Source organism: Pedobacter sp. (assembly GCF_046462515.1).
Lineage (GTDB): Bacteria > Bacteroidota > Bacteroidia > Sphingobacteriales > Sphingobacteriaceae > Pedobacter.
Genome location: NZ_JBKGVD010000006.1, coordinates 147,632 through 173,788 on the forward strand (window position 1 = coordinate 147,632; position 26,157 = coordinate 173,788).

Below are 26,157 nucleotides of genomic sequence, written 5' to 3' on the forward strand. Positions count from 1 at the left end.
AAAGCCGGTATGACGTTAGACTTCTGTTTTTCTATGGTAGAAAATGTAAATGATAAATCAGATTATTTTCCTGTTTTAGATATACAGGCGTTTAACGAAGGCAGGATAAAGCGGGATGTGTTGTTTCATGAACTACATGGCGAAAGAACCATAGAAAAACCGCATAAGCATGATTTTTTTATGGTGATCTTATTTGGGCAGGCAAAAGGTACACACAGTATAGATTTTGTTGAGCACGGGATCACTGATCATCAGATTCATCTTGTTTTTCCTGATCAGGTGCATAAATGGCATATCAAATCACAGACTATAGGCTATCAGTTAATGATTAGCAGGGAGTTATTTGAAAGCATATCGCCTTCACTTCGTTTTTCTGCTTCCTATTATCATCAACATCCTGTACTCAATATTTCGAGCGAAATTTATGGCAGGTTGTTGTATGAGTTTAAAAATATTCAGAGAGAGCTGAGCGAAGAAAATATTTTTGAAGATCTTGTCAATGCACGTATCAGGATCATGATGCTATTAATTAGTAGAGAGGCCCAAAAAATATTCAGTCATTCTCAAACTTATCATTTTAACCCTTTAATAGCTAAGTTTGTATTGCTTATAGATAGTTGTTTTAAAAACGAACATTCGGTAGCTTTTTATGCAGGTAAACTAAATATTTCATCAAATTATCTCAATATTATTTGTAAAAAACATTTACAGCTTTCAGCATCGTCTTTAATTCAGAACAGGGTACTGTTAGAAGCCAAACGTTTGCTCAAAGCCTCTAGTTTGTCTGTAAAAGAGATTGTATATGAACTTGATTTTTATGATCAGGCCAGTTTTTCCAAATTTTTCAAACTCCACACAGGGATGACACCCTCGCAATTTAGAGGTAATAAAGTGGATTAATGCGCTTAGCAGACTTATAATGAAATAAACCAGATAGGTATAGATTTTATTGTTAAAATATTTTGTTTATATGTTTGTGTTTAACTGGTAAAAGTTCTATATTTGCACCTCGAATAAAAATAAATAGAAATAAATTAATTATTTAACAATGTACGCAATAGTAAATATAGCAGGGCAACAGTTTAAAGTTGCAAAAGACCAGCATCTTTTTGTGCACCGTTTACAAGGAGATGAAGGCGCTAGTATTGAATTTGACAATGTATTGTTGGTTGATAATGGTGGTAAAATTACCGTAGGTGCACCTGCAGTAAAAGGAGCTAAGGTTTCAGCTAAAATCGTGTCTCATTTAAAAGGTGATAAAGTAATCGTTTTCAAAAAGAAACGTAGAAAAGGTTACAAAAAGAAAAATGGTCACCGCCAGTCGTTCACTAAAATTCAAATTGAGAGCATTACGCTGTAATTAATTATTGTTAAATTGTAAGTTTAGCTAACTAAGCTTTTAAAGATAAAATAAAATGGCACATAAGAAAGGAGCCGGTAGTTCAAAGAACGGACGCGAATCGCATAGCAAGCGTTTAGGTATTAAAATTTTTGGTGGTCAGGAAGCTATAGCTGGAAACATCATTGTTCGCCAACGTGGTACAAAACACCATCCAGATAAAGGTGTAGGCATAGGTAAAGATCATACTTTATTTGCTTTAGTGCCTGGTATCGTAGTTTTCAAAAAGAAAGTTGATAACAAATCATACGTATCAGTACTTCCTAAAGTAGAAGATGCTGCACCTGTAAAAAAAGCTAAAGCCGCTGCACCTAAAGCAGAGAAAGCTCCGGCTAAGAAAGCTGCTGCACCTAAAGCAGAAAAAGCTCCGGCTAAAAAAGCTGCTAAAAAAGAAGAAGCTTCTGCTGAATAATTAGAAACAGCAACTTAAAATATTACTAATCCTTAACCTATATAGGTTAAGGATTTTTTATTTGTATTGGTTTTACATAACAAAAATTTATATGGCCAAAAACTAACTTGGTTATATTTGTAAAAACCCGTTTTTATGAACCAGGCCAAATTACTGAGTGCTATTATAGAGAATGCTATTGATGGGATCATCACCATTGATGAATTTGGAATTATAGAGCATATCAACCCATCTGCACAAAAATTGTTTGGTTATACCCAACAAGAGCTGATTGGTAAAAATGTATCTGTTTTAATGCCCGAACCGGATAAAGGATTGCATGACAGTTATATTGCCAATTACCGGAAAACAGGAGAAAAACATATCATTGGCATAGGCAGAGAAGTTACGGGGCAACGTAAAGATGGTACTACTTTTCCTTTTAGATTAGGTGTTAGTGAAGTGAAATTTACCGACAGACGTATCTTTACGGGTTTTGTTCACGATTTGAGCCGTCAGAAAGAAGATGAGCAAAAAATAAAGAGCTATACTGAAGAACTGGAAGAAAAGATCAAGGAACGTACAGAAGACCTCATAAGGTCTATCAATGAGCTTGAACTGGCTAAAGAAAACGTAAGTGCTTTATTTGAGAAAGAAAAGGAGCTCAGCCAGTTGAAAACAAGATTTGTATCTATGGCATCTCATGAGTTTAGAACGCCTTTAAGCTCTATACAATTATCAGCTTCTTTGATAGACAAATATGCTGAAAAACATGATCTTACAAATGTTGAGAAACATACTTATAAAATAAAGAATGCAATCAATAATTTAACTACTATCCTTAACGATTTCCTTTCGTTAGAAAAACTTGAAGCAGGTAAAGTTGAAGCTGCCTTCAGCAATTTTGATCTGATTGCTTTTGCAGAGGAAATTGTTGAAGAAATGCAATTGATTAGCAAACAGAATCAACTGATTGTTTACCAGCATACCGGAACCAGCTCACAGATATATTTAGACCCGAATTTATTGAAGAATTGCATCATCAACCTGATTTCGAACGCCATAAAATACTCCGGAGAAAATACCATGATACAATTTAATAGTGTTTTAGATAAGGATAAACTAACCATAGAAATAACAGATAATGGTATCGGTATTCCCGATGTGGATCAAAGCAGTTTATTTGAGCCATTTTTTAGAGCGCACAATACGGGCGATATACCCGGAACAGGTTTAGGGTTAAATATTGTAAAACGCTACGTAGGTTTGATGGATGGCACGGTAGAATGCCTGAGCCGGCAAAACAAAGGAACCACATTTACACTCAGCTTTAATTTAAATAATTAATCAGCACAGATGAAAAAGGTATTGATCATTGAAGATAACGACGATATAAGAGAAGGTACTGCCGAGGTTCTGGAACTTGCCGGGTACCATGCTGTAACAGCCAAAAATGGTAAGATAGGTGTAGATTTAGCGAGTAAGGAATTACCGGATATTATTTTATGCGATATCATGATGCCCGAGCTGGATGGTTATGGCGTGCTGTACTTGTTGGGTAAAAATCCGAAACTGGCTAATATACCTTTTATTTTTATGACTGCTAAGGCCGAAAGGGCAGATATGCGCAAGGGAATGGAAATGGGAGCAGATGATTATATAACCAAACCTTTTGATGATGTAGAACTGTTTAATGCTATAGAAAGTCGCTTAAAGAAAAAGGGTTTACAGGCAACGCACAAAAGCAATGGCAAGGATCTGGAAACCGTATATCAAGAATTGAAAACAAAAGGTAAAACGCGTCATTACGATAACAGACAGGTAATTTATTTGGAAAATGATGAACCGAATTACCTATATTATGTACACAGAGGACAGGTTAAAACCTATAAACGTTTTGATAACGGCAGAGAATTGTCGTCAGGGTTATTTAAAGAGGGAGATTTTTTTGGTTATGAGAGCCTGTGCTGTGGCGAGAACTATGCTGATAATGCGGCCACTATGACTGATACCGAATTGGTTCTGATACCTAAAGCCGATTTCATGGATTACTTGCATAATCACCATGAATTCGCTCATTCTTTTATTCAGCTACTTTCGGGTAATGTGCGTTTTAAAGAAGAACAGATGCTTAAATTAGCTTATTTTTCTGTGCGTAAACGTGTGGCAGAAGCCTTGATTCAAGTTGCCGAGAAATTGAGGGCTAACCATAATGAAGATGAATCTTTATTGAAAATATCAAGAGATGACCTGGCTGCGTTGGTAGGTACGGCAAGTGAAACAGTTAGTCGTATGTTGGCCGATTTTAAAGATGAAAAACTGATAGAAAAGCAGGGTAATGCCATCAAAATTCTATCTATAGAAAAATTGAAGAAAATAAAACAATAGTTTCAGATTATCTGAAAGGATATTTAACTAATCCAAAATTGCTCATAGCGCTTTTTTCGTAAAGTGCAACACAGCTGTTATTGTATTTTGCTTCAAAGTTTACTTTACCCGGCATTAATTCATTAGGTGTGGGTCTTCCTTCCAAAAAGAAATAAACTTTAGTATTGCCATATTTGTTGTGCGGCATCAAGTTACCATAATCAATATACTGTGCATTAAGAGTGTCTTTTACCGTAACAACAAAAATTCGTTGTACTGGGCCGGTATTGTTTTCGTTCCTGTATTTGATTATTTCTTTAAAGCCTCCCTTTAAGTCTTCAATACCAGATTGTGTTAAGGTATCTTTAAACATCACAATGGCAATAATCACTATGAGGATCAGCAAAAGGTAACGGTTTCTTCTTGTGTTCATAATTAACTTGCGCAAGTTAATTTATTTATCAAGGATTTAAAAGGCTTCTTTGTTATAAAAACATCATAAAGCATGCTTAACAATTTCAGCATGAAGAAGTTATGGAGCAATAAACTATTGTTTAAACTTAGATTATCTTACAATTGTTCTGAAAGTAAGATTAACACGCATAGTATTCACTTTGGTGGTTAAAGGTAAGCGATGAAACCAGTAATCCTGAGTTAAACCTTTCATAACCAATATGCTTCCGTGAACTAAATTTAAAGCTATGGTTTCTTTAGTGGCTTTATGTTTAAAGGCAAATTTGCGTTCGGCACCAAAACTTACAGAAGCAATAGCTCCATGTTTTTTCAAATCTATCTCTTCATCACTGTGCCAAGCCATGCCTTCACTGCCATTGTGATAAAGGTTGAGCAGGCAGGAGTTATATGTTTCTCCAGTGTGCAACTCAATGATTTTTTTTAGTTTTTTAAGTTCGGGCGTAAAGGTCAGTGCTTTTTTGGTAATCTTGGAATAAGTATATTCAAATGCCTGTTCGCCGTACCAGGCCACTTTTCGTTTAGTGGTTAAAAGCTTACCAAATATTAAAGCCTGATCATTTTGCCATTCGATATTTTTTAAAAGATAATTAAGATAGAAGTCTGCTTCTTTATCGGTAAAAATCTTGCCGTAATAGTTCACAGTTCCGTCATAAGGCAATAGATTTTTTTCATGGTCATAAGTTTCTTCAAATAATTTCATGGTAAAGAATTATTTCAGATTTTCTGCCTGTGCTTGCTCCCAACCAATTATAGCTGTTTTACGGGTATTGCCCCACATATAACCTCCAAAATTTCCACTGCTTTGTATAACTCTATGGCATGGAATTAAAAAAGCAATTAGATTACTCCCTATGGCGGTACCTACAGCTCTTGATGCATTAGGACTACCAATCTCCATAGCTAATTGCCCATAGGTTGAAAGCTTGCCCAGAGGTATTTTTAATAAAGCTTCCCAAACTTTTAACTGAAAATCTGTTCCTTTTAGATGAAGTTTAATTTCATTGATTTTATTCCAGTCTTTATGAAAAATCAATAGTGCTTGTTCCTGAAAATCATCTTTTTTTGCAATAAATGAAGCATTGGGGAATTTATCTACCAAGAGATTGAATGCTTTGTGTTCATCTTCGTAAAAAGCAATATAGCATATCCCTTTATGTGTTGATGCAATAATGATCTGTCCAAAAATACTTTGGCTAAAGCTGTAATTGATTACCAGATTTTTTCCGCCGTTCTTGTATTCGGCAGGAGTCATGCCTTCTATTTTAACAAACAGGTCATGCAATCTGCTGGTTCCTGATAAACCCGTATCAAAAGCTGTATCAAACAGGGTAGTCTGTTGCTTGTTAAGCAAGCTTTTTGCGTGCTGTAAACTTACATATTGCAGAAACTTTTTAGGTGTTGTACCAGCCCATTCGCTAAACAACCGTTGAAAGTGAAAAGGGCTTAAATGTACTTTTTCAGCAACCTCATCTAAGTTAGGTTGTTGTTTAAAATGCTGTTTAATATAGTCAATGGCTTCGGCAATGCGTTGGTAATTAATTTCTTCCTGTGTTTTCATTTTTATTCTTGCTAAAGCAAAATTGGTAATTATATAATTTGAATAAAATCCGAAAATTGCTCTATTTTATCTTACAATTAATACAGGTATAGAAACTTTGTGTCTCACAGCATTTACTGTAGTACCAAAAATAATATCTTTTAAACCTTTGTGCCCGTGTGCACCCATAACCAAAAGCTCAATATTCTGTTTATTGCTAATTTCTGCAATTGCCCTGGCTGTACCACCAAAACCAATCTGAGGCATAGCATGATAGCCCAGTTCTGCCAAATTATCCTGGTATTTTTTAAGGTTTTCCATATCGGCCTGTGTTTCATGATCTAATACAGTTTGACCATGGTAGCGTGCGGCAGCGGTTTCTACTACGTGTATAAGATAATAATGAGCATGTTTACCACCTTGTATAAGGGCATGTCTGATGGTATTCCGATCGTGTTTAGAAAAATCGATGGCAATCCCAATTCTTTTATAATCTATTTTTTCTACAGTAGCAATCTCTAATGCATCACCATGCGGTAATTTCACTTTAAGATTATGTGGATTGGTAAGTGGATAAATAAAAATATAAAGCAGAAGTAATGCAATGATAATAGCCATAGGTATCACAATTACATAAATATACCATCCGTCATTTTCTGCTTTCCATGTGCTGATTTCTTCTACAACCAGTTTAATGTTTAAGACTACAATAACCAAAGCACTGATCCAGGCCAGAATTTTTACCCAGGTTTTAATGGCAAATTCTTTCATTTCTTTTTTATCAGAAGTGAAATGAATTAAAGGGATAATGGCAAATCCTAACTGCAAACTTAATACCACCTGACTTAGTATCAGTAAGGCCGAGAGTGAATCTTCTCCAAAATGTAAGATGGTAAAAAAGGCAGGTACAATGGCTAATAAGCGAGTAATTAATCTTCTTAACCAAGGTTGAATACGCAGATTTAAATGACCTTCCATAATAATTTGTCCGGCAAGCGTTCCGGTTACGGTAGAGCTCTGTCCGGCAGCAATCAGTGCAATGGCAAACAGGGCGGGGGCTACGTTTCCAAAAATATTGGTCAATAGCTTATGCGCATCCTGAATTTCTGCTACTTCATGAAAACCATTTTTATAGAATGCTGCGGCTGCTAATATCAATATAGCGGCATTTACAAAAAAAGCGAGATTTAACGCTACCGCTGTATCAATAACATTGAATTTAATGGCTTCTTTAATCCCTTTACGGTCTCTTTCAAATTTACGGGTCTGTACCAGTGATGAATGCAGGTATAAATTGTGAGGCATTACTGTTGCACCGATAATGCCTATGGCAATATACAACGCTTCGCCACTTAATAACGAGGGCTCAAATCCTTTGATGACTTCTTTAACTGAAGGTTCTACAATGAACATTTCTACTAAAAAAGAAAGACCTACAACAGATACCATACCTATAATGAAGGCTTCCATTTTGCGCATTCCTTTGTTCAGGAGAAATAAAAGTAAAATAGTATCTAATATGGTAATAGATATGCCCCAGATCAATGGTAATCCAAAAAGCAAGTTTAAACCTATGGCCATACCTATAATTTCGGCCAGATCGCAGGCAATAATAGCGGTTTGTGCTAAAATGAATAAAGGAAAATTGACCCATTTTGGATAGGCATTTCTTGAAGCCTGGGCTAAATCTAAGCCTCTTACAATGCCTAATCTTGCACTGAGCGACTGTAACAAAAGCGCAATTAAATTAGACATGAGCAATACCCAGATCAGCTGGTAACCAAATTTGCTACCTCCGGCAATATCGGTAGCCCAGTTACCCGGATCCATATAACCCACGCTTACTAAATAGGCCGGACCTAAAAAAGCCAGGATTTTTCTCCACCCTTTCTTTTCGGTGGTGATGCTTTCATGTACTTCACTTAATGATTTTTTGTTGCTCATTTTGAAACTAGGATATGTTTAGCTACTTCCCGGCTGATTACAATTTTTTGCTCTTCAATTTGCAGCTCAACTGAACCGTCAAAGTCTATTACTTCAATAATTTTAATGCGTTTACCTAAGGTAAGCCCTAATTTTTCGAGATGTTTTAGAAAAGGAGAGGAGTGTTCGCTTACCCCGGTTATTGTACCTTCATCATTAGCTTTTAATTTGGTGAGCTTAATGAACGAAAGGGCAGCAAAATTTCCATTTTTATCGGGAATTGGGTCTCCATGAGGATCTACTTTAGGAAATTCAAGAAAAGCATCTAATCTTTCTACCAGTAAATTAGATTTGATATGCTCTAATTCTTCTGCTACTTCATGCACTTCATCCCATTTAAAATTTAGCTTTTCCACCAGAAAAACTTCCCATAATCTGTGTTTGCGAACAATATCTATAGCTGTTTTAGCACCTTGTGATGTTAAGGTTACACCTTGATATTTTACATAATCTACCAACTCTTTTTCGGCAAGGCGTTTAATCATGTCTGTAACAGAAGCAGCCTTTGTTTGCATGCGATCCGCAATAGCATTGGTTTGTACAGGATTTTGGTCTTGCGACAGGTGATATATGATTTTAAGATAGTTTTCTTCGGTGAAAGACTGCATTTTATTTATCTAATTTATATTTTAGACAAATCTAAAAAATAGTTTGTAGAATTTATGATAAAATAAAAGAGGTTTTTAAGAATAATATTTTGTTTGTATAGTTCCGAATACTACTTTTGCAAAGTATATTAACCAAACATATGGCAGCAGAATTAGATAAAATTGATTTTAAAATCTTAAAGCTATTACAGGAAAATGGCAGAATAACCAATTTATTGTTATCTCAGGAAATAGGTTTATCGCCTGCACCTACTTTAGAAAGGGTGCGTAAACTTGAAATGGCAGGGTATATCAAAAGCTATCATGCTTTGGTTGACGAGGAGAAACTGGGTTTAGGCATAAAAACTTTTATACAAATTCAGTTAGATTTTCATAAGAATAACACGATACAAACTTTTTTGGATGAGGTAAACCAGATTAAAGAGGTTACCGAGTGCCATCACGTGACAGGACAGGCTGATTTCTTACTTAAAGTGTATGTAAGCGATATTAAAGCTTATGAGCGCTTAATTATGGATAAGATTAGCAAGATTTCTGTGGTGAAGACTTTTCAAACCATGATGATTATGTCAACTACCAAAAAAGAACCTATTGTTCCGTTAGAGTATTAATTGTTTTTAAGCAGTCAATTCTGGTTTTTAACTGCCTGAGAATTCTAAGATATATTAAAAGGGTTCTTTTTTAAAGATAGCTCGATAATATTCCTTTATAAACGGTTCTTTACCTGTTTGGGATGATATTGGTGCAATTAAAGTTGATCAATAGCCCTTTTGGGACTTTCAATAATGCAAGTTCCGGTTACATTGTATTCTAATTCATCTTGAAAATCCTTGCTAATCATAACTGATATTAAATATAAGTAATATGATTAAATATTTTGTTTAAACTTATTACCAGCTTAGATTTTCTCAGTTATCTTAGTTAAGCTTTATATTGCAACGATTGATATTTAAACCTGCCAGTTAATAGGTTCTTTACCTTCCTGTTCTAAAATCTGGTTGGTTTTGCTAAAAGGTTTTGATCCGAAAAATCCGTTATAAGCCGAGAAAGGAGAGGGGTGTGCAGATTTAATGATAAAATGCTTACTCTTATCTATAAGCGCTTCTTTTTGTTTGGCATAATTTCCCCAAAGAATAAATACCAGCCCTGTTTTTTTTGCAGATAAAACCCTGATTACCTGATCAGTAAATTGTTCCCATCCCTTGTTCTGATGCGATCCGGCTGTATTTGCCCTTACCGTTAAGGTGGCATTTAACAATAATACGCCCTGATCGGCCCATGAAGTAAGATCGCCATGATCGGGGGTTTTAAAATCAGGAAATTCATCTGCTAGCTCTTTATAGATGTTTTTTAAAGAGGGTGGGGGTGTGATGCCTTTTTGAACTGAAAAAGAAAGTCCATGCGCTTGGTTTACACCATGATAAGGATCTTGACCCAGGATTACCACTTTTACCTTATCAAAAGGCGTATGTTTAAAAGCATTGAATATATCAGCACTTTTAGGAAAAATGGTGAAGCCTTTCTGTTTTTCACTTAACAGAAAGGCCTTGAGTTCTTTCATGTAAGGCTGGTCAAACTCGTTTTTAAGTACCGCTAACCAGCTGCTTTCTAATTCTACAGCCAAAACTATTTGGTTTTTGCGGTTAATATTTCTTTCATGTCTATTTCCAACGACTTTTTAGGGGATTCGGTAATTCTTCCTAATTCTTGTCCTTTTTTATCGAAGAAAATGAAAGTAGGTACACGTTCTATTTTAAGGTTGTCTATCAAGCCGTTTTCTGCTTTTTTATTACCATCTACGCAAATGAAAGTGATGTTTTTGTCGATATGTAAGGCATCGGCAATTTTAATAAAATGCGGAACCTGAAACTTACTATCGCCACACCATGTACCCATTACTACGGTAATTTTTTTATCACCTGCTAATTTTTTAAGATCTTTTAACTGAGTAGAATCTACTTTGTAATTCTCGTAATTAACATCATAACTGGCCTTAAATTCAGGAAAATTAATAATACCTTCTCTTGTACATTGGTTTAACATCACTTCTTTATGCTTAATCTGGTCTTCAATTTTTTTATTTAACTCTTGTGCACTGGCGGTAAAGCCTATAAAAGACAAGAGGATTAGTAATTTGTTTTTCATCTTTATTTTTTCGTTTAATTTACAATTAAAACTCAATTATGTGCAACAGAAAAGCGATATTTGCACAAATATTAAAAAACTATGTCAAATTTAGTACGTCTAATTATTGGTTTTGCTTTGGTAGGTGCTGCAGTAGCATTGTTTATTTTTGGTCATTGGGGCTGGGGTTTATTAGCAGTATTTTTTAGTATATGTTTGTTCATTACCTACTTCTATAATGAAAACATGCTGATTGCGCAATGGTATCTGCGTAAAGACAATATGGATAAAGCCGCTGTATTTTTAGGCAGGATTACCCATTACGAAACACAGCTTAACAGAATGCAACATGGTTATTTTAACCTGTTAATCGGTTTAATAGAATCAAGAACTGCTCCTATGAAATCTGAAAAATATTTTAAGGCTGCTTTAAATCTTGGATTGCATATGGATCATAACATTGCCTTGGCTAAATTGAGTTTAGCAGGTATTGCTATGGCTAAAAGAAATAAACGTGAGGCTCAAATGTATTTAGCAGATGCTAAAAAGGCGGATAAGAATAAATTATTGGCCGATCAGATTAAACAAATGAAAGACCAGTTGGGTATGTTGGACAGACAAACCCAGGTGCGTTACAGCCACAGATAATATTAAGCACAAATGAATTTAAAACCGGTTAGTTTAAATCTGACCGGTTTTTTTATTTATCGCAAAGCCTGTCAAAATTTTCTTCAAAATGACTGTCATGCCCTTTGCTGATGATGTCATCGTCTTCGTAGCTCTTTTTAAAGAAGAGCTCTTCTGCTTGTATGCGTTTAATCAATTGTCTGATCAAGGAAAGGTCAAAAGCTTCTCGACTTAATTTTATACAATATTCTTTTTCGGTAATTTCTATGCTCGAAGTGTTCATAACATTCTTTTTTATTGCTTAAAATTAAGAAAGGCATACAATGGTAAGTTTAGCATGCCTTTATATTTTTGTTATGATTGTGTTAATAAACCGTTGCTAATGAGCTATAACCTGGCAGGCTTCGAGTACATTTCCATCTGGATCATAAAAAAAGAAATACCTCACATGGTCATCCTGAAGAACCTCATCAACCTCAATACCTTTAAGTTTAAGCGCCTCTCTAAGCTGATCGGCATCTGGTGTTTTAAAGATAGGGTAAGCGGCAGTTTTCTTATTGATACTTATCGGTTCTTTAGTTTGCCATAGGGTAATGCTTACTGGACTGTTGGTATCTAATACCACTAAGTTTAAGTTTTCATCTTCCCATAAAGCGTTTAATTCTAATTTTTCTTTGTACCAAGTTGCTGCTTTTCTAATAGATGATACACGTATAATTATGGTGTCAATTCCCTGTAAAAGTTCTTTCATGATGATGGATAAGATTAGTATGTGTTTAAATTATTTCAGATATAAAACACCCGAATTGCGTAATTGATTGCTTTAAACAATTTTTTAGAAAGTTGATCAATTCTTCCGGTATGTGTGTTACGGAGAATCTATACTTTAAACTGAAAATTAGCATAACCTCTGTACAGTTCGGCAATCTTTTTATTTTTTACTAAACTAAGCTGCCAGATACTTTATGTTCTCTAAAATAAGCATAGTAGATTGATTTACAAAACAATATGTTGTAAATCAATCTTGTTTGAGATTATTTCACTTTCCTCATCGGAAATACCTGTTTTCTATGTTGTCCGTTTCTTGTGCCCGAAATTTCAGCTACGAGTGAATCTGGTTTGATTTTGGTGTAGGTAATAACCTGAGGGAAATCATGTTGCGGATTTTCAAAAACCAGCTGTGTATCTGAAAGGGTTTTTAATGCAAATTTTATGGGTTTGCCATCATTCTGATTTTTAACCGTTGGGATATAGAATAAATTATTGCCCTCAACTGCTAAGCGTAAAGTCTCAAATACTATTGTATCTTTTTCTTTTAGCATATAGCTTTTACCTATAAATTCATGATTGCTTATCTTTTTCCATTCTTCGTACAAATTTCCTCTCGAAGTTTTGTTTTCCCATGTACCCGTAAGCCATTCTGCTTTTTTGATTTGCGATTGAGCGGATACATTGTAGCTGCATAACATGATTAATCCTATAAGCACTGCACTGTGGTTTGTTTTTTTCATAATGATCAGGTTTTAGATTTCTTTTTTACAAAGAAAGATATGACGCTGTTTTAGAAATTGTAAAAATGCGACAATATGATCAGCTTCTTTTAATCTTTATAGAACAAGGCTGATAGCTTTAAATTTTCTCCATAGAATTCTTTAGGTGTTAAGCCGGTAAATTCCTTAAAATCTTTGATGAAATGCGCTTGATCATAATATTCACTTTCATAAGCCAGATGCGTAAAACTGGTAAATTGTTTGTTCAATAGTAGTTTAAGTGTAGCTTGTAACCTAATGGTTTTTGAAAGTTGCTTGGGACTTAAGCCTATAGCCGAAGCAAAACTTCGTTCCAATTTTCTACGGTTTATTTTTTGACGTTCAGAAACCTCATGAATGCTAAGCTGCCCATTGGCTGTAATAATGGTTTCTACTACAGATTTTACAATGTTGTTAATTATATTGGTGTTTTTTAGGTATTCATTTAAAAAGGTTTCTATCAGTATAATTCGTTGGTTGGTTATAGGTGCCGTTAATATTTTTTGGGCAATTTCATTGCCTTTCTCTCCAAATAATTCAGTTAGAGGAACAGCACGATTTTCCATCGTTTTTATGGGAATAGTGGCAAATGGTATAAAGCCTTCTGGATGAAAACGTACAGCAAAAATACCTGTTGTTCCCATAGGCTCTATTTCAAGAGATTGCGATAGTTGCCCAAAAACGAAACATCGGGGCTGTATAATACTTTTTGTTTTATCTATGTATTGCCTATACAGATCTCCATAATGAAAAATCATTTCCATGCAACCATCTGGAACGATGGTTTGTTTCTGTGGTTTTTCTTCTTTAGGGCTTTCAAGTGTCCAGTAGCATTTTATAAATGCGCTAAGGTCTGTATGTGGTTTATAGGTTTGGTATTTCAAATGTTAACAGGCTTTGTTTTTCTGTATATCTTTCCAGCTTTGTGCCGTCATTTCAAATTTTATTTCGCCTTTTCCGTGGGTTCCTATAACGTTCCATCCCTTTCTCTGATAAAAAGTTTCTGCACGGGTATTTGGAGCGGTGCCTAGCCATACCGTAGTGTCGGTTTGTGAAAAATACCAGTTGAGCATGATATCATGCAATTGTCTGCCAATGCCTTGTTTATCAAAATCAGGATGCACAAATAAGGCCCAGATATTATTGTCTTTCAGGTCAACAATAGAAAAGCCCACTATTTTGTGATCTATTTCACACACCCATCCTTTGCCCCTTATAGTCATAAATTCTTCGCAATCCCGATCTGTAACCAAGTTTGGATTAGAAAGCATATTTTCTTTAACCGCGTTTCTTACAAATTGCATCTGTTCAATATCGCTGATTAAGGCTTCTCTTATTTTCATCTGATTAAATTTGATTGTACTAAATATATAAAATTAAAGGGTATTCAGAAAGTCGTTTTTCGTCATCCTGAACTTCCCGAGTGAATCCGGAGCAAGTCGTTTCAGGATCTTGGTATAAGATTCCGTACCGGGTACGGAATGACGGTGAAACTTTTTGAATACCCTTTTTAATAAGAGTTTGAGGTGATGAAGGCTTAGTTAAACCAGTTCATTACTTCGTCTTTGGTAGGCATGGCTATTTCTAACTTAAGTTTTTTGCGCATACCACCTAAATCATTAAATACTTTATTAGGATTACCTGCTTTTAACTCTTCAACGGTGTTAAAACCCATTTTTCTGATTACAGGCACCCATTCTGCAGTTACACCTGCATCTACAAAATCCTGATCCGTAGTTATTTTAGCTTTTTTCTCAGGACGCATTTGCGGGAAGAACAATACTTCTTGTATGGTACTTTGGTTGGTCATTAACATGACTAAACGGTCTATTCCAATTCCTAAACCTGAGGTAGGAGGCATGCCATATTCTAAAGCGCGTACAAAATCATCGTCCATAGCCATAGCTTCATCATCGCCTCTTGCAGCTAATTTTAATTGCTCTTCAAAGCGTTCTTTCTGATCAATAGGGTCATTCAATTCTGAATAAGCATTGGCTATTTCTTTACCGTTTACAAATAACTCAAAACGCTCTACCAAACCCTCTTTGCTGCGGTGTTTTTTAGCAAGAGGTGTCATTTCAATCGGGTAATCAGTAATGAAAGTAGGCTGTATAAGGTTGGCTTCAACTTTTTCACTAAATATTTCGTCAATCAGTTTGCCTCTGCCCATTGTATTGTCTATTTCAATACCCAGATTTTTACAGGTTTGAGCCAGTTCTGCTTCGTTCATGTTAGATATATCGATACCTGTATATTTCTGGATCGATTCATACATCGTTAAGCGCTCATATGGTCCTGAAAAATCAATATCATGTTTACCTACTTTTACTACTGGCGAATTGTGAATGGCCAATGCTACTTTTTCAAGACATTCTTCCACCATTTTCATCATCCACACATAATCTTTGTAAGCCACATAGATTTCCATTGAGGTAAACTCCGGATTGTGCGTTCTGTCCATTCCCTCGTTACGGAACATCTTACCAAATTCATATACCCCATCAAAACCAGCCACGATCAAACGTTTTAAGTAAAGCTCATTAGCTATACGTAAGAACAAAGGCATATCTAAGGTATTGTGGTGTGTGGCAAATGGACGTGCCGCCGCACCACCATGTACGGCCTGTAAAATAGGCGTTTCTACTTCCATCCAGCCCTGGCTGTCAAAGTAGTTGCGCATGGTGTTGATCACTTTTGAGCGGTTGATGAAAATCTGCTTGTAATCAGGATTAACAGTCAAATCTACATAGCGCATGCGGTAACGTAGCTCAGGATCGGTAAATCCATCATATATATTGCCATCGTCATCGCGTTTTACTACCGGAAGTGGTTTTAATGATTTGGCTAAAACAGTTAAAGCAGTAACGTGAACAGAAATCTCGCCGGTTTGTGTAGTAAACACATAACCTTTGATACCAATATAATCGCCAAGGTCTAAAAGCTTTTTGAAAACAGTATTGTATAAAGTTTTGTCTTCGCCCGGACAAAGATCATCACGTTTTAAATATAATTGAACACGCCCTGTACTATCCTGCAATTCGGCAAAAGATGCGCTACCCATAATACGGCGGGTCATTAATCTGCCTGCAATGCTGATATTCTTATAAGCTGTTTTATCTCTTTCGTAGTTTTCGTTAATGTCTGCGGCGTAAGCATTAATTTCATATGCTTCGGCAGGATAGGGGTTAATACCCAGTTCGCGTAATTGTTTTAATGATTCGCGACGTAATATCTCCTGTTCTGAAAGTCCTAAACTCATCTATAAAAATTTTTGCAAAAATAATAATTGTAGCTATAAAACACAGGGTTATAGCAATTTTAATTTGCTTTTAAAAGCGAAAAATATCGGGCTAAAAACTATTTTGGTTCGTTAAACTGGTTGTTTATACGCTCAAATTTATCTATGAGCAAAGTAATGCGTTCCTTATCTTTTTTGATAACGGCTTTCCTTACCAGTGTAGAGCAAAACACAACCCATCCAAAAGTAATTACCCAAGTAAGGATCTGCATCGGTATGCTCATCATCATCAGTATTTCAAAGAAATAAAGGATCATCCCAATTGATAGGGCTATCATATAAAACCAGTATAATTTACTATAAATTTTATATCGTTGTATCTGGTAACTTTTTAGATCTGCAATAAAGTCGGCCGGATGCCTGGTAAAATCGGTATTGGTTAAAGTTTTATAGTTTCTGTATAAGATAAAGGTATAGATAGCTATGGCCAGAATTACAATACTTATGCCTATATGGGTAGTAATGGATTTAAAATCAAAAAAGAGCCATAATACAGCAATAGCTATGATTGAAAGCGTCATGCCTGCAATAGTTAATAGTGATTTGGTCTTAATGCTGTTTACCTCTTTCTTAGCCTGTTTCAGCATTTCATCGGCAGATATTTTAACATCAACGTTATGCTGAGCCCAAATTGCTTCTATGTGATCAAATTCTTGCATGTTGATTATAAATTTCGGTAAGTTTTTGTTTGATACGATGGATTTTTACTCTCAGATTGCCTTCACTAATACCTGATATTTCTGCAATTTCATTGTAAGGCAGCTCATCTAAAACCATGGTAATAATTAAACGGTCATTCTCTTCTAACTTAGCAATAGATTTATACAATAAAGCTATCTGTTCATTCTTTTCAGAATATTCTTCTACTCTGTTCTCAATAATATTATCAGTTAATTCGTCTTTAGACTGTCTTTTTTCTGAACGCAGATAAGTTAAACATGTGTTTACGGCAATACGGTAAATCCAGGTTGATATCAGTGATTTGTTTCTGAATTTATCTAAGTTCTGCCAAACTTTTAAAAACGTTTCCTGTAATAGGTCATTAGCCGCATCCTTATCGCCGGTATAACCGTAACAGAGGTGAAAAATCTTCTTGGAATTCTTGTCAAAAATTTCTTTAAAAAGCTGATCTTTTAAGTCCATTTATAGGATTGGGTGTATACATTAGAATAAAGCTCACATAAATTGTTACAAGCTTTATTGCCCGTCTAATATAATAAATGTTTGCTTGCTAAAGCCAAATAATTATTTTTGTCAAATTCATTGCACAGGTACTGAGCTATTAAATCTTTATCAGCAAGAATAAAAAAGAAGACAGACAATTAAGAAGAAGCCCCTTTACACTAACTAAAACTAAAAAATGAAAAAATCTCGGATCGGTTTTATTACTTTAATTGCCGTTACTATTGCGATCATCATTACCTTATTAAAAGAATTTGGCCTGGTAGCAGTTCCTGAACAAATGATGATGGCTACCCGTTGGGTTCTGGCCATTATTTTGGTTGTGCATGCATTTGTTAAGAAAAACTTAACCACATGGATTTTGACCTGTATGCTGCTGGGGATTTTTCTGGGTGTAGATTTTCCTGGTCTTGCCATTGCTTTCCAACCATTAAGTAAAGGTTTTATCAAACTGGTTAAAACCATTGTAGGACCTATTTTATTTGCAACATTGGTATATGGTATTGCTGGGCATTCTGATTTAAAGCAGGTAGGTAGAATGGCATGGAAATCAATGCTGTATTTCTATTGTGCTACTACCATGGCTTTATTTATAGGTTTGGCTGCCATTAACCTTTCTAAAGCAGGTGTTGGCGTGGACGTAAGTAAAATGGCTCACGAAGAATTGCCTAAAGCACCTGTAAATACTGCTGATGTTAAATTATTAGAGCATATACCTGATTCGGTACACTGGGTGTATAAAACTTTCTCTTTTTTCAGGGATATTTTTCCTGAAAATATTGTAAAAGCAGTTTACGAGGCACAGGTATTACAGATTGTAATTTTTGCCGTACTGTTTGGTATAGGCTTGGCTATGGTTGAAGAAAAGAAAAGAAAACCCTTGGTAGATTTCTGCGAAAGTCTTTCAGAAACCATGTTCAAGTTTACCAACCTGATTATGTATTTTGCGCCAATAGGCGTAGGCGCGGCAATGGCTTATACGGTTGGGCATATGGGGGTTGATATTTTAAAACACCTTTTTATGTTGGTAGCAACCTTATATTTAGCCTTAATAGCTTTCTTATTACTGGTACTTTTACCTGTTGCCTTATACCTGAAAATACCTGTATTGAAATTCATCAATGCGGTTAAAGAACCGGTTTCTATTGCATTTGCCACAACCAGTTCTGATGCAGCTTTACCTAAGGCCATGAGCGCTATGGAAAAATTTGGCGTTCCGCGTAAAATTGTATCGTTTGTAATTCCAACAGGTTATAGCTTTAATCTTGATGGTACAACTTTATACCTTTCTTTAGCTTCAATTTTTGTGGCGCAGGCTGCAGGCATGCATTTATCATTTGGTCAGCAATTAATTATTGTGTTTACTTTGATGATTACCAGTAAAGGTGTTGCTGCTATACCAAGAGCATCTTTAATTATTTTAATTGCAACGGCCGATCAGTTTGGACTGCCTACTTATATTATTGCGGCCATTTTGGGCGTTGATGAGTTGATGGATATGGCCAGAACATCTGTTAACGTAATAGGAAACTGTTTGGCAACAGTGGTAATAGCCAAATGGGAAGGTGAGTTTGATGAAGAAGCGCTAAACGCTGCTTAATACAGATAGAATGACAACAAAAGGGAAAAAAATATTTTTAATCTTATCGGTAGTTGTACCATTTATTATTTACAGTATTATCTACTATGCACCTATTATCAGGAATGCACCGTTCAAAGCAAAAGAATTTGTGTCTTTTGAATATAAATGGGGTGTAGGCGATAGCCTTGAAAATTCTTATAATTCGGCAACAGGCGTTTACAGATATGTAAATAACAATGACTCTGTTGTGGTTAAACACATTAAATTTAACACACAGGATTTTAATTATCTGGATAGCGTAGCTCATATACAGGGTTTTTGGAATTTACCTGGGCAGATAGCCAATGGTGAAGATGATCTTAAAAATCCTAAGGCCTTAAAATACTATATGAAATTTAACTACCAGAGAAAATCTAAAGAAGTTACTTTTTATCCCGATTTTAATGGCAACCCTAAATTAAAGAGCGCTGCCGTTCAGGTACAGAAAACACTGGAGCAAATGTTAAATGATGCTGAACGTAAGGTAGATTAGTAATGGAAAAGAAAAAAGGTAAGATCAATTTACGGTTAATAGGAGGCATATCTGTACTTGCTATTGTTGTTATGGCCATTTATTTCTTTTTGCAGATTAAGAAGAATGCCAACACTTCGGCTTCATTTATTTCATTAGATTATAGCTGGGGAATAGGAGACAGCCTGCAAAATCATTACAGTTCTGTTAGTGGAACATATCGTTACTTAGATCAAAGAGACCGCTTAATTAATAAAGTTTTTAAGTTGAGAAGTTATAATATCATTTATCTAAATAGTAAAATCAACCAGGAAGACTTGTTTAATATTCCGGATACCTTGATAAATAAAGGCGATTCGGTACATAACGATAAGGTGTTACGTTATGAAATGGATTTTAAATATGAAAAACAGCACAAGAAAATTGTTTTTATGAGTAATTATCATGAAAACCCTGTGTACCTGGAGCGAGCTATAAAGTTACAGAAGCTGGTTGAGCAAATGGTAAATGAAGCCGAACAGAGATCTAGTAAAAATTAGTTACCCATAAAAGGCATAAGCCCTGACATTGAATATGTTGGGGCTTTTTTATTTTCAGCTAAAAAGCATCTTTATTAAAAAGATATTTTTATATTTACGATTATTTCGTAATTAAAAATGGAAAAGTTAACTATACAGGAAGAAGAAGCAATGCTGGCTGTTTGGCAGGTAGGGCCAGGTTTTATCAAAGATTTTATGGATGTAATGCCAGAACCTAAACCACCTTATACTACTTTGGCTTCTACCGTTAAAAATCTTGAGCGTAAAGGCTTTTTAAAAGGTGAGCGTTATGCCAATGCCATTCGTTACAGTGCAGCAGTAAAAGAAGCAGAGTATAAAAAGCGCTTTATGAATGGCTTTGTAAATAACTATTTCCAAAGTTCATACAAAGAACTGGTTGCGTTTTTTGCCAAAGACAAAAAAATAAGTGCTAAAGAGCTAAAAGAGATTATTGAATTAATTGAAAAATCTGAACAATAAGTTATGCCACATTTGTTCCTTTTGCTTGTTAAAATAAATCTGGTGCTGCTTGTATTTGCTGCAACTTATTATTTTTGGTTGCGCAAGCTTACTTTTTATGTCATTAACCGTGTATTTCTCTTATTCGGGATCTTTTTTTCTACTTTATATCCTTTTGTAGATCTGACGGAATTTTTTTATAGGCAGAATCTCGATCGTAAATTGCAGGATTATGTTCCTAATTTAAGCAATGTGGGCCAGAAAATTGAGCATACGCCATGGATAAACGATTTTTGGAATGTATTGAGCCTGATATTTTTCGTGGGTGTATTTGCAATGGCTGTACGTTTTGCTGCACAGCTTTTTTCTTTATACAGAATTCATGGTAAAAGCCATAAAGGTATGCTAAATAATTATCCTGTGAGAATACTTGCTGAAGATGTGAGCCCTTTCTCATTTTGGAAAAGCATATACATAAACCCAAAATTGCATCGTAAGGAGCAGCTTGAAGCCATTTTGGCACATGAACATATACACGTAAAGCAATTACATACGGTTGATATTTTACTGGCCGAGCTGAGCGTTGTTTTTTACTGGTTTAACCCAGGTGTATGGTTAATGAAAAAGGCTGTAAAAGAAAACCTTGAATTTATTACCGATAAGAGGATCATTAGCAACGGTATAGATCGTAAACGTTACCAATACAGCTTACTTGATGTGGGGCAAATGCAACATTCTGTGCAGTTCGTTAATAATTTTAACTTGTCAGATTTGAAACAAAGGATTAAGATGATGAATGCACGCCCATCGTCTAAACTGAAATTAAGTCTGTATGTACTGATATTACCTGTTATATTGGTTACCACGTTGGCTTTTACCATATCTAAAAAAGAAATGGTTAAGTCTTTAGCTCCCGTAAGCAATATGATCAAGCAGATCAATTTAAATCCCGTTTTAGATCAACCACAAACAGTAAAAGATAATTTGCGACCTGCTATAGCTAAAAAATCAAGTAAACCTGTGCAAGAAGCAGTTGGGCATACAATTTTAGCAGCATTGCGTACAGATCTCAATACAACAGATTCATTGAAAGGAACCCCAAACCAGAAAGAGGTGAAATTGTACGGTAACGCTCGTAAACCTGTACAGAAAATTAGCAGCATACTTTCTTTTCAAGCAAGGCTTATATACATTAATGACAACGAAGAACGTAACAACAACGGTGAGCAGGATAAGAATGATGCAGATGAGAAGAAGGTTGTAATGGTTAAAGGCTACAGAGTTCCTGTAAACAAAGAAGAGGGTGTTCCAGATAAAGTTAATATTATAGCTGTGGCTTCTAAAAATGTACCTCAAGATAAAGTAAATACCATAGCAAAAATAATTAAAGAAGAAGGAGTTGATTTTTTTGTTAAGGGTGTTAAAGTTAACGAGGGTGAAGTTAAAAGGCTCAATATCGAAGATATTAAATCTGTTACTGTGGTTAAAAAAGAAGAACCTGTTAAAGTTGGTGGAATTTATATAGAAACGAAGCAACCGCAATAAATCATTAAAAATAAATAGTAAAAAAGGCTTCCTGAACAGGAAGCCTTTTTTGTTTGTGTGTTATTCTAAATTGATGTTTTTTCTCTGATTGGTTATTGATATAGACTCTGAAACGAGTTCAGGGTGACGTAAATTTTATGATCAAAGTAAATAGTGATTTGTGAGGTTGGCTACGCAAAGCTAGGAAGTCTAAATTGTTGCTTTTTGTGTCAGGCTGAGCTTGTCGAAGCCTATATGTAAGGGCTTTTATATTTCGACAAGCCCAATATGACAATAACAGTTTCATGTAACAATGAGAGGTTTAAACTTAATTGTTACTTTTTACTTTACTTAATAATTGAAAGTGGCTTTTAGTAAAGCAATACGGCCCGGAATATTATAACTGCCATTAGAGTAATTATTGGCAGAAACATAGATAGCCTCGAATTTCTTTACATTAAACAGGTTATTCACTACAAAATCTATGTCAGTTTTGATTTTAGCTATACGGTAACGTATAGAAAAATCTGCAAACACGTAACTCAGATTCGGCTGGTCCTTCTGGTAGGTAAGAAGATAGTCGGTATTTAAGAAGAAACTGATGTCTTTTATGCTATATCTCACACCCGCGTTTTGCTTAAACTGATTAAAGCTGGTTTTAACCTGTGTTTGTTTTGCGGTATTGAAAGATTGATTAAAAAGTCCTTCATAAGTTATACTTAATGACTTAATAAACCTGCTTTCAAAACCAAATTTATACTGATAATTATTGCTGCTGTAAGGTAGCAATACGTTGTTCTGTAGCTGGTTAAAACTAGAATTAGAATAAGAGGCGTTTAAATTAACAGTAGTGCTTACATCAAATAAATACTTGCTGATGCCTGCGGTAGTGTTTAAACTTCTTACAGTGTTCTTTAAAGGTAACACGATTCTTTCCTGTGTGCTATTGGTTAACTGATAGGATGAGATCGTATTATTATTTATGATACTATAGTTTGCGCCTAAATTGGCAAAGAACATTTTTACGGCTTTTTTGTAATTAAAAGATCCGCCAAAATTATGTACATTGCTTTCAGAAAGAGGGGCATTGTTAGAGAAAAATGAACGGTAATTTTTTAAAATGGTGCCGTGGTAAACATCTGTGATATTGCCAATATTATTACGGAACGCATAATTTACATTGAATTCATTTTCTCTGCCAATTTTTTGCTGTAATCTGAACACCGGATTAAAGATCAGTTTTTCTAAACCACTGTTTACATTTTGCAGGTCATCTTTATAATTGATGTCTATCCAGCTAAGTGGTAAGGCAAGGTTGGCCTTGGTTCTACTGGTACTGTACTCAAGAGAAGATTCTGCATAATAACTTAGTTTATTCCAGCTCAGGTTATTTTTCATGTTTTGATCAACCTCAGTTTGCGTGTTGCCATCCAAATTCTTGATCAGGTTACTGTTAAGTGTTTGGTTCTGGTAATTCAAGCCTAATTTATAAGAGTGTGTAAACTGGCCTTTTGCGAAGCTGATGGCTGCATAATTATTGGTATAAAAGGCAGGAATATTTACTTTTTGATTAAGTCCGGCATAGGGTTGATTGTTGTTCAATATATCAGCATTAATACCGGGACTAATGCCCAGATTTTCGGGCTGTGTACTTTTATCGATAAAAGAATACAGATTTAATGTATTGTTTTTGCTGATTTTGAAGCGGTAATTCAGATCGTTAGAAAAATCGAACATTTCCTGTCTTAATACCTGGTTAGCTGTAACCTGATTAATGACTACATTAGAAATGGTTTTGGTTGGGTTGTATTCGGCGGTAAGTGCATTATTTAGGTAGTTGTTTTCCTTATTTTGGTTAAGGGTAAACTGTCCTTTTAAGCGTTGCGGCTGTAAGGTGTTGTACTGTGTTTCTTGGTAGCTAATGGTCTGATTACCCAGATAAGTTTCAGAAAAACGGTTGTAAGCCATACTCTGCTTATCGTACAGGTAGTGCATATTAGCTCTTAATTGCAGGTCTTTATTGAATTTAAACAGGTTATTGATATTGGCTATACCTAAATTGTTGAACAGCGTTCTGTTTGCTGGCAGGGTAGGCACACCTACAGAACCTGCAGATAAAAATGCACTGGGTTTAGGGTTTGCCGCAAAACCAAAACTGGTTAATTCGCCGGAGGCATCTATGCCTGCGTTATTACCTTTAACGCTGTTTACAAACTTGGTATTCTTCTTAAATAACATACCGTTAAAACTGCCATCAAATTTTTCGGGTGTACCCAGCCCGGCTTTAATATCACCAATCATCTTTAGCTTGGCATCATCTTTTATTTGCAGGTTAATGGCCACATCATCGCTGTTATTGTTTTTTTGCAGCATTTTAATAGGCTGGTCATTTTCTATAACCTGTACTTTATCAACTGCACCATGCGGAATAGATTTCGTGCCGATGCCATATTTGTCATTTAGCACATTATCACCATCTATGTAAAGGTTTTTAACATCTTTGCCATTGTATGATATTTTTCCATTTTCTTCAACCGTAACACCGGGCATTTTTTTAAGTACATCGCCAATAGAACGATCTTGTTTATCGCTAAAATCAGATACTCGGTAATTTAAAGTATCGCCATTATAACTTAACGATGGGCGGTTTTTAATTTCAACCGTTTTCAATTCCAGCTCTTTTTCTTTCAGTATAAAATTGTAGGTGTCTTTTTGGCTCGAAACCTCAATTGTTTCGGTTGCATAACCCAGTATTTTAGCCTCTAATTTTAACCCTGCTTCTTCTTTGGGCAGGTTTAGGCTAAAAACACCTTTATCGTTAGTTCTGGTATAACTTATAATGTTATCTTCCTGATCTTTAATATTAATGAGGCAAGCATCAACGGGCTTACCATTAGAGTCGCTCACCTTGCCTTTTAGCTGCTTTTGCGCAAGTGCACTGAAGCAGACTAAAAGGTTAATGATGAAACATAAACAAATTGGCTTATTCATGTTATATTGTGTGTTTGGTTTTTAAATAAAATCTATTTCTCTGGCAGTTCAATAGGGTTGTTAAAGGTGAATTTAGCTGCTGGACCCGAAGCGGCTACCGTCATTTTACGTCCGGTTAAAATCATATTATTTACATCCATTCCGCGTGCTGCCATTTGCGTTTTATAAAAGCCTTGAGGATCTTTATCTCTGGCTTCTTTTAATCTTGCCAGTTCTTTAGCGCTTATTTGTGCGGCATTCTCAGGTAATTTAATTTCTTCAAAAGGTAGCGTAGAGGAGTTGCCCAATGCTACCATTTTTACACCCGGAACAGCGTTAGAATTATCAGTACCTTTTAATTCTGCTATTTTTTCAGGGGTCATTTTTTCAAAACTGATGAAGTCGAAACGAACTTCATTCTTATCATCATAAGCTTCCATGATTAAACCCGGTAGATTATTGAGTTTCCATGGACCTGCTTGAAAAGGCATATCAGGGTTAAACCATGCTGTCCAGTTACGGCCTTTAAAACGGGCTGTAGCCTTGGTACATTTCATATCGGCTATGAGTTTGGTTTCTTTGGTAATGGTCCAGTTGGGCTTATCCAGAGGGTTTTCTATCAGATAATCGTTAATGAGGTTTTCTTTTTCAAAGAACTTGTTGTCTTTCAGAAAAAAATAAAAATCTACATTGGTAACTGGAGTGGTTGATGCTCTGTTGATGGAAATTGAAGTAGGGTTGCCGCCTTGGTTCTTAATCTGTTCTTCGATAGATTTTCTAACCTGCAGATCTCTTTTAATACGATCATAGCTTGTATAGTATGCGGTATTTTTACCTAAAAAAACAATCATTTCTTCTGGTGTTACATAGTCGCGCTGGGTGGTGTCCTTAACGTGCGAAAGCTTATAAGTAATGGTGGCTAGAGTTTTATCAGCCTTTTGGGCAAAGCTATTGATGCCGATTACGACAGCCAATAGGGAAAAATAAAGTTTTTTCATAACATTCTATTTGTTTTTCGTAAATCTACGAATAATTCGTAATAACAAAAATGTT

29 protein-coding genes are annotated in these 26,157 nt (G+C 35.4%); 12 read left to right on the top strand and 17 right to left on the bottom strand.

Annotated elements, in window-relative coordinates:
• Window positions 1-9 precede the first annotated feature (9 nt).
• The 5 genes from ACLHG9_RS06395 (at window position 10) to ACLHG9_RS06415 (ending at window position 4,178) form a co-directional block, all read left to right on the top strand.
• Window positions 10-900 (top strand): helix-turn-helix domain-containing protein, encoded by an 891-nt coding sequence (locus ACLHG9_RS06395; protein ID WP_410220665.1) that lies wholly within the window; start codon window positions 10-12, stop codon window positions 898-900.
• A 148-nt stretch (window positions 901-1,048) separates the two neighbouring features.
• Window positions 1,049-1,360, top strand: a complete 312-nt coding sequence (gene rplU / locus ACLHG9_RS06400; protein ID WP_243362127.1) for a 50S ribosomal protein L21 — start codon at window positions 1,049-1,051, stop codon at window positions 1,358-1,360.
• Window positions 1,361-1,415: 55 nt separating this feature from the next.
• Window positions 1,416-1,811 carry a 50S ribosomal protein L27 gene (gene rpmA, locus ACLHG9_RS06405; protein WP_410220666.1) on the top strand — a complete coding sequence of 132 codons (396 nt, stop codon included), beginning with the start codon at window positions 1,416-1,418 and terminating at the stop codon, window positions 1,809-1,811.
• Between the two features lie 135 nt (window positions 1,812-1,946).
• Window positions 1,947-3,137 carry a PAS domain S-box protein gene (locus ACLHG9_RS06410; RefSeq protein ID WP_410220667.1) on the top strand — a complete coding sequence of 397 codons (1,191 nt, stop codon included), beginning with the start codon at window positions 1,947-1,949 and terminating at the stop codon, window positions 3,135-3,137.
• A gap of 9 nt (window positions 3,138-3,146) precedes the next feature.
• Entirely contained in the window at window positions 3,147-4,178 is a 1,032-nt protein-coding gene (locus ACLHG9_RS06415; protein ID WP_410220668.1) for a response regulator, read from the top strand.
• Between the two features lie 7 nt (window positions 4,179-4,185).
• Here ACLHG9_RS06415 and ACLHG9_RS06420 read toward each other — a convergent pair whose 3' ends face one another.
• The 5 genes from ACLHG9_RS06420 to ACLHG9_RS06440 form a co-directional block, all read right to left on the bottom strand.
• Window positions 4,186-4,590, bottom strand: coding sequence for a hypothetical protein (locus tag ACLHG9_RS06420; protein WP_410220669.1), 405 nt, complete (start codon window positions 4,588-4,590; stop codon window positions 4,186-4,188).
• A 132-nt stretch (window positions 4,591-4,722) separates the two neighbouring features.
• A complete protein-coding gene (locus ACLHG9_RS06425) occupies window positions 4,723-5,331 on the bottom strand; it encodes an alpha-ketoglutarate-dependent dioxygenase AlkB family protein (protein ID WP_410220670.1) in 609 nt (202 codons plus the stop codon).
• A gap of 9 nt (window positions 5,332-5,340) precedes the next feature.
• Window positions 5,341-6,189 (bottom strand): methylated-DNA--[protein]-cysteine S-methyltransferase, encoded by an 849-nt coding sequence (locus ACLHG9_RS06430; RefSeq protein WP_410220671.1) that lies wholly within the window; start codon window positions 6,187-6,189, stop codon window positions 5,341-5,343.
• A 66-nt stretch (window positions 6,190-6,255) separates the two neighbouring features.
• A complete protein-coding gene (locus ACLHG9_RS06435) occupies window positions 6,256-8,112 on the bottom strand; it encodes an Nramp family divalent metal transporter (protein ID WP_410220672.1) in 1,857 nt (618 codons plus the stop codon).
• Window positions 8,109-8,759: a metal-dependent transcriptional regulator gene (locus tag ACLHG9_RS06440; RefSeq protein WP_410220673.1), complete on the bottom strand. Its 651-nt coding sequence runs from the start codon at window positions 8,757-8,759 to the stop codon at window positions 8,109-8,111. The genes ACLHG9_RS06435 and ACLHG9_RS06440 overlap by 4 nt, the downstream gene beginning before the upstream one ends.
• A gap of 140 nt (window positions 8,760-8,899) precedes the next feature.
• Between ACLHG9_RS06440 and ACLHG9_RS06445 the strand changes: the two genes are divergently transcribed.
• A complete protein-coding gene (locus ACLHG9_RS06445) occupies window positions 8,900-9,370 on the top strand; it encodes an Lrp/AsnC family transcriptional regulator (RefSeq protein WP_243362137.1) in 471 nt (156 codons plus the stop codon).
• Window positions 9,371-9,708: 338 nt separating this feature from the next.
• Here the strand turns inward: ACLHG9_RS06445 and ung are convergent, their stop codons facing one another.
• Together ung and ACLHG9_RS06455 are read right to left on the bottom strand one after the other, a co-directional pair.
• Complete coding sequence (ung, locus tag ACLHG9_RS06450; RefSeq protein WP_410220674.1) at window positions 9,709-10,383, bottom strand: uracil-DNA glycosylase; 675 nt, start codon at window positions 10,381-10,383, stop codon at window positions 9,709-9,711.
• 2 nt (window positions 10,384-10,385) lie between these two features.
• Window positions 10,386-10,904 (bottom strand): thioredoxin family protein, encoded by a 519-nt coding sequence (locus ACLHG9_RS06455; protein WP_243362140.1) that lies wholly within the window; start codon window positions 10,902-10,904, stop codon window positions 10,386-10,388.
• Window positions 10,905-10,985: 81 nt separating this feature from the next.
• Between ACLHG9_RS06455 and ACLHG9_RS06460 the strand changes: the two genes are divergently transcribed.
• Entirely contained in the window at window positions 10,986-11,531 is a 546-nt protein-coding gene (locus tag ACLHG9_RS06460) for a DUF2892 domain-containing protein (protein WP_410220675.1), read from the top strand.
• A 52-nt stretch (window positions 11,532-11,583) separates the two neighbouring features.
• Here ACLHG9_RS06460 and ACLHG9_RS06465 read toward each other — a convergent pair whose 3' ends face one another.
• From ACLHG9_RS06465 to ACLHG9_RS06500, 8 genes are all read right to left on the bottom strand, one after another.
• A complete protein-coding gene (locus ACLHG9_RS06465) occupies window positions 11,584-11,793 on the bottom strand; it encodes a hypothetical protein (protein ID WP_410220676.1) in 210 nt (69 codons plus the stop codon).
• Window positions 11,794-11,889: 96 nt separating this feature from the next.
• Entirely contained in the window at window positions 11,890-12,261 is a 372-nt protein-coding gene (locus ACLHG9_RS06470; protein WP_410220677.1) for a VOC family protein, read from the bottom strand.
• A 283-nt stretch (window positions 12,262-12,544) separates the two neighbouring features.
• Complete coding sequence (locus tag ACLHG9_RS06475) at window positions 12,545-13,021, bottom strand: DUF6265 family protein (protein WP_410220678.1); 477 nt, start codon at window positions 13,019-13,021, stop codon at window positions 12,545-12,547.
• Window positions 13,022-13,110: 89 nt separating this feature from the next.
• Window positions 13,111-13,923 (bottom strand): DUF6597 domain-containing transcriptional factor, encoded by an 813-nt coding sequence (locus ACLHG9_RS06480; RefSeq protein ID WP_410220679.1) that lies wholly within the window; start codon window positions 13,921-13,923, stop codon window positions 13,111-13,113.
• Window positions 13,924-13,926: 3 nt separating this feature from the next.
• Window positions 13,927-14,382, bottom strand: a complete 456-nt coding sequence (locus tag ACLHG9_RS06485; RefSeq protein ID WP_410220680.1) for a GNAT family N-acetyltransferase — start codon at window positions 14,380-14,382, stop codon at window positions 13,927-13,929.
• A 194-nt stretch (window positions 14,383-14,576) separates the two neighbouring features.
• Window positions 14,577-16,298: a lysine--tRNA ligase gene (gene lysS / locus ACLHG9_RS06490; RefSeq protein WP_410220681.1), complete on the bottom strand. Its 1,722-nt coding sequence runs from the start codon at window positions 16,296-16,298 to the stop codon at window positions 14,577-14,579.
• Between the two features lie 98 nt (window positions 16,299-16,396).
• Window positions 16,397-16,996: a hypothetical protein gene (locus ACLHG9_RS06495; RefSeq protein WP_410220682.1), complete on the bottom strand. Its 600-nt coding sequence runs from the start codon at window positions 16,994-16,996 to the stop codon at window positions 16,397-16,399.
• Entirely contained in the window at window positions 16,983-17,480 is a 498-nt protein-coding gene (locus ACLHG9_RS06500) for an RNA polymerase sigma factor (RefSeq protein ID WP_410220683.1), read from the bottom strand. The genes ACLHG9_RS06495 and ACLHG9_RS06500 overlap by 14 nt, the downstream gene beginning before the upstream one ends.
• Before the next feature lie 217 nt (window positions 17,481-17,697).
• Between ACLHG9_RS06500 and ACLHG9_RS06505 the strand changes: the two genes are divergently transcribed.
• The 5 genes from ACLHG9_RS06505 to ACLHG9_RS06525 all read left to right on the top strand — a co-directional run bounded on the left by ACLHG9_RS06505 (window position 17,698) and on the right by ACLHG9_RS06525 (window position 22,155).
• Window positions 17,698-19,119 carry a dicarboxylate/amino acid:cation symporter gene (locus ACLHG9_RS06505; RefSeq protein ID WP_410220684.1) on the top strand — a complete coding sequence of 474 codons (1,422 nt, stop codon included), beginning with the start codon at window positions 17,698-17,700 and terminating at the stop codon, window positions 19,117-19,119.
• Window positions 19,120-19,129: 10 nt separating this feature from the next.
• Window positions 19,130-19,633, top strand: coding sequence for a hypothetical protein (locus ACLHG9_RS06510; protein WP_410220685.1), 504 nt, complete (start codon window positions 19,130-19,132; stop codon window positions 19,631-19,633).
• A 2-nt stretch (window positions 19,634-19,635) separates the two neighbouring features.
• Window positions 19,636-20,151 carry a hypothetical protein gene (locus ACLHG9_RS06515; RefSeq protein WP_410220686.1) on the top strand — a complete coding sequence of 172 codons (516 nt, stop codon included), beginning with the start codon at window positions 19,636-19,638 and terminating at the stop codon, window positions 20,149-20,151.
• 117 nt (window positions 20,152-20,268) lie between these two features.
• Complete coding sequence (locus ACLHG9_RS06520; protein ID WP_410220687.1) at window positions 20,269-20,631, top strand: BlaI/MecI/CopY family transcriptional regulator; 363 nt, start codon at window positions 20,269-20,271, stop codon at window positions 20,629-20,631.
• 3 nt (window positions 20,632-20,634) lie between these two features.
• The gene (locus tag ACLHG9_RS06525) at window positions 20,635-22,155 is read left to right on the top strand and encodes a M56 family metallopeptidase (protein ID WP_410220688.1); all 1,521 of its coding nucleotides are present in this window, start codon (window positions 20,635-20,637) and stop codon (window positions 22,153-22,155) included.
• Between the two features lie 330 nt (window positions 22,156-22,485).
• On the opposite strand, the gene ACLHG9_RS06530 is transcribed toward ACLHG9_RS06525, so the two are convergent.
• On the bottom strand, window positions 22,486-25,125 hold the full coding sequence (locus tag ACLHG9_RS06530) for a carboxypeptidase regulatory-like domain-containing protein (RefSeq protein ID WP_410220689.1): 2,640 nt from the start codon (window positions 25,123-25,125) through the stop codon (window positions 22,486-22,488).
• Between the two features lie 32 nt (window positions 25,126-25,157).
• Window positions 25,158-26,102, bottom strand: coding sequence for a GLPGLI family protein (locus tag ACLHG9_RS06535; RefSeq protein WP_410220690.1), 945 nt, complete (start codon window positions 26,100-26,102; stop codon window positions 25,158-25,160).
• Between the last annotated feature and the right edge of the window lie 55 nt (window positions 26,103-26,157).

What these genes read in the sequence shown, in the direction of transcription:
- ACLHG9_RS06395 (WP_410220665.1), top strand. Translation starts at nt 10, where the DNA reads ATGACGTTAGACTTCTGTTTTTCTATGGTAGAAAATGTAAATGATAAA.
- rplU (WP_243362127.1), top strand. Translation starts at nt 1,049, where the DNA reads ATGTACGCAATAGTAAATATAGCAGGGCAACAGTTTAAAGTTGCAAAA.
- rpmA (WP_410220666.1), top strand. Translation starts at nt 1,416, where the DNA reads ATGGCACATAAGAAAGGAGCCGGTAGTTCAAAGAACGGACGCGAATCG.
- ACLHG9_RS06410 (WP_410220667.1), top strand. Translation starts at nt 1,947, where the DNA reads ATGAACCAGGCCAAATTACTGAGTGCTATTATAGAGAATGCTATTGAT.
- ACLHG9_RS06415 (WP_410220668.1), top strand. Translation starts at nt 3,147, where the DNA reads ATGAAAAAGGTATTGATCATTGAAGATAACGACGATATAAGAGAAGGT.
- ACLHG9_RS06420 (WP_410220669.1), bottom strand. Translation starts at nt 4,590, where the DNA reads ATGAACACAAGAAGAAACCGTTACCTTTTGCTGATCCTCATAGTGATT.
- ACLHG9_RS06425 (WP_410220670.1), bottom strand. Translation starts at nt 5,331, where the DNA reads ATGAAATTATTTGAAGAAACTTATGACCATGAAAAAAATCTATTGCCT.
- ACLHG9_RS06430 (WP_410220671.1), bottom strand. Translation starts at nt 6,189, where the DNA reads ATGAAAACACAGGAAGAAATTAATTACCAACGCATTGCCGAAGCCATT.
- ACLHG9_RS06435 (WP_410220672.1), bottom strand. Translation starts at nt 8,112, where the DNA reads ATGAGCAACAAAAAATCATTAAGTGAAGTACATGAAAGCATCACCACC.
- ACLHG9_RS06440 (WP_410220673.1), bottom strand. Translation starts at nt 8,759, where the DNA reads ATGCAGTCTTTCACCGAAGAAAACTATCTTAAAATCATATATCACCTG.
- ACLHG9_RS06445 (WP_243362137.1), top strand. Translation starts at nt 8,900, where the DNA reads ATGGCAGCAGAATTAGATAAAATTGATTTTAAAATCTTAAAGCTATTA.
- ACLHG9_RS06455 (WP_243362140.1), bottom strand. Translation starts at nt 10,904, where the DNA reads ATGAAAAACAAATTACTAATCCTCTTGTCTTTTATAGGCTTTACCGCC.
- ACLHG9_RS06460 (WP_410220675.1), top strand. Translation starts at nt 10,986, where the DNA reads ATGTCAAATTTAGTACGTCTAATTATTGGTTTTGCTTTGGTAGGTGCT.
- ACLHG9_RS06465 (WP_410220676.1), bottom strand. Translation starts at nt 11,793, where the DNA reads ATGAACACTTCGAGCATAGAAATTACCGAAAAAGAATATTGTATAAAA.
- ACLHG9_RS06470 (WP_410220677.1), bottom strand. Translation starts at nt 12,261, where the DNA reads ATGAAAGAACTTTTACAGGGAATTGACACCATAATTATACGTGTATCA.
- ACLHG9_RS06475 (WP_410220678.1), bottom strand. Translation starts at nt 13,021, where the DNA reads ATGAAAAAAACAAACCACAGTGCAGTGCTTATAGGATTAATCATGTTA.
- ACLHG9_RS06485 (WP_410220680.1), bottom strand. Translation starts at nt 14,382, where the DNA reads ATGAAAATAAGAGAAGCCTTAATCAGCGATATTGAACAGATGCAATTT.
- lysS (WP_410220681.1), bottom strand. Translation starts at nt 16,298, where the DNA reads ATGAGTTTAGGACTTTCAGAACAGGAGATATTACGTCGCGAATCATTA.
- ACLHG9_RS06495 (WP_410220682.1), bottom strand. Translation starts at nt 16,996, where the DNA reads ATGCAAGAATTTGATCACATAGAAGCAATTTGGGCTCAGCATAACGTT.
- ACLHG9_RS06500 (WP_410220683.1), bottom strand. Translation starts at nt 17,480, where the DNA reads ATGGACTTAAAAGATCAGCTTTTTAAAGAAATTTTTGACAAGAATTCC.
- ACLHG9_RS06505 (WP_410220684.1), top strand. Translation starts at nt 17,698, where the DNA reads ATGAAAAAATCTCGGATCGGTTTTATTACTTTAATTGCCGTTACTATT.
- ACLHG9_RS06510 (WP_410220685.1), top strand. Translation starts at nt 19,130, where the DNA reads ATGACAACAAAAGGGAAAAAAATATTTTTAATCTTATCGGTAGTTGTA.
- ACLHG9_RS06515 (WP_410220686.1), top strand. Translation starts at nt 19,636, where the DNA reads ATGGAAAAGAAAAAAGGTAAGATCAATTTACGGTTAATAGGAGGCATA.
- ACLHG9_RS06520 (WP_410220687.1), top strand. Translation starts at nt 20,269, where the DNA reads ATGGAAAAGTTAACTATACAGGAAGAAGAAGCAATGCTGGCTGTTTGG.
- ACLHG9_RS06525 (WP_410220688.1), top strand. Translation starts at nt 20,635, where the DNA reads ATGCCACATTTGTTCCTTTTGCTTGTTAAAATAAATCTGGTGCTGCTT.
- ACLHG9_RS06530 (WP_410220689.1), bottom strand. Translation starts at nt 25,125, where the DNA reads ATGAATAAGCCAATTTGTTTATGTTTCATCATTAACCTTTTAGTCTGC.
- ACLHG9_RS06535 (WP_410220690.1), bottom strand. Translation starts at nt 26,102, where the DNA reads ATGAAAAAACTTTATTTTTCCCTATTGGCTGTCGTAATCGGCATCAAT.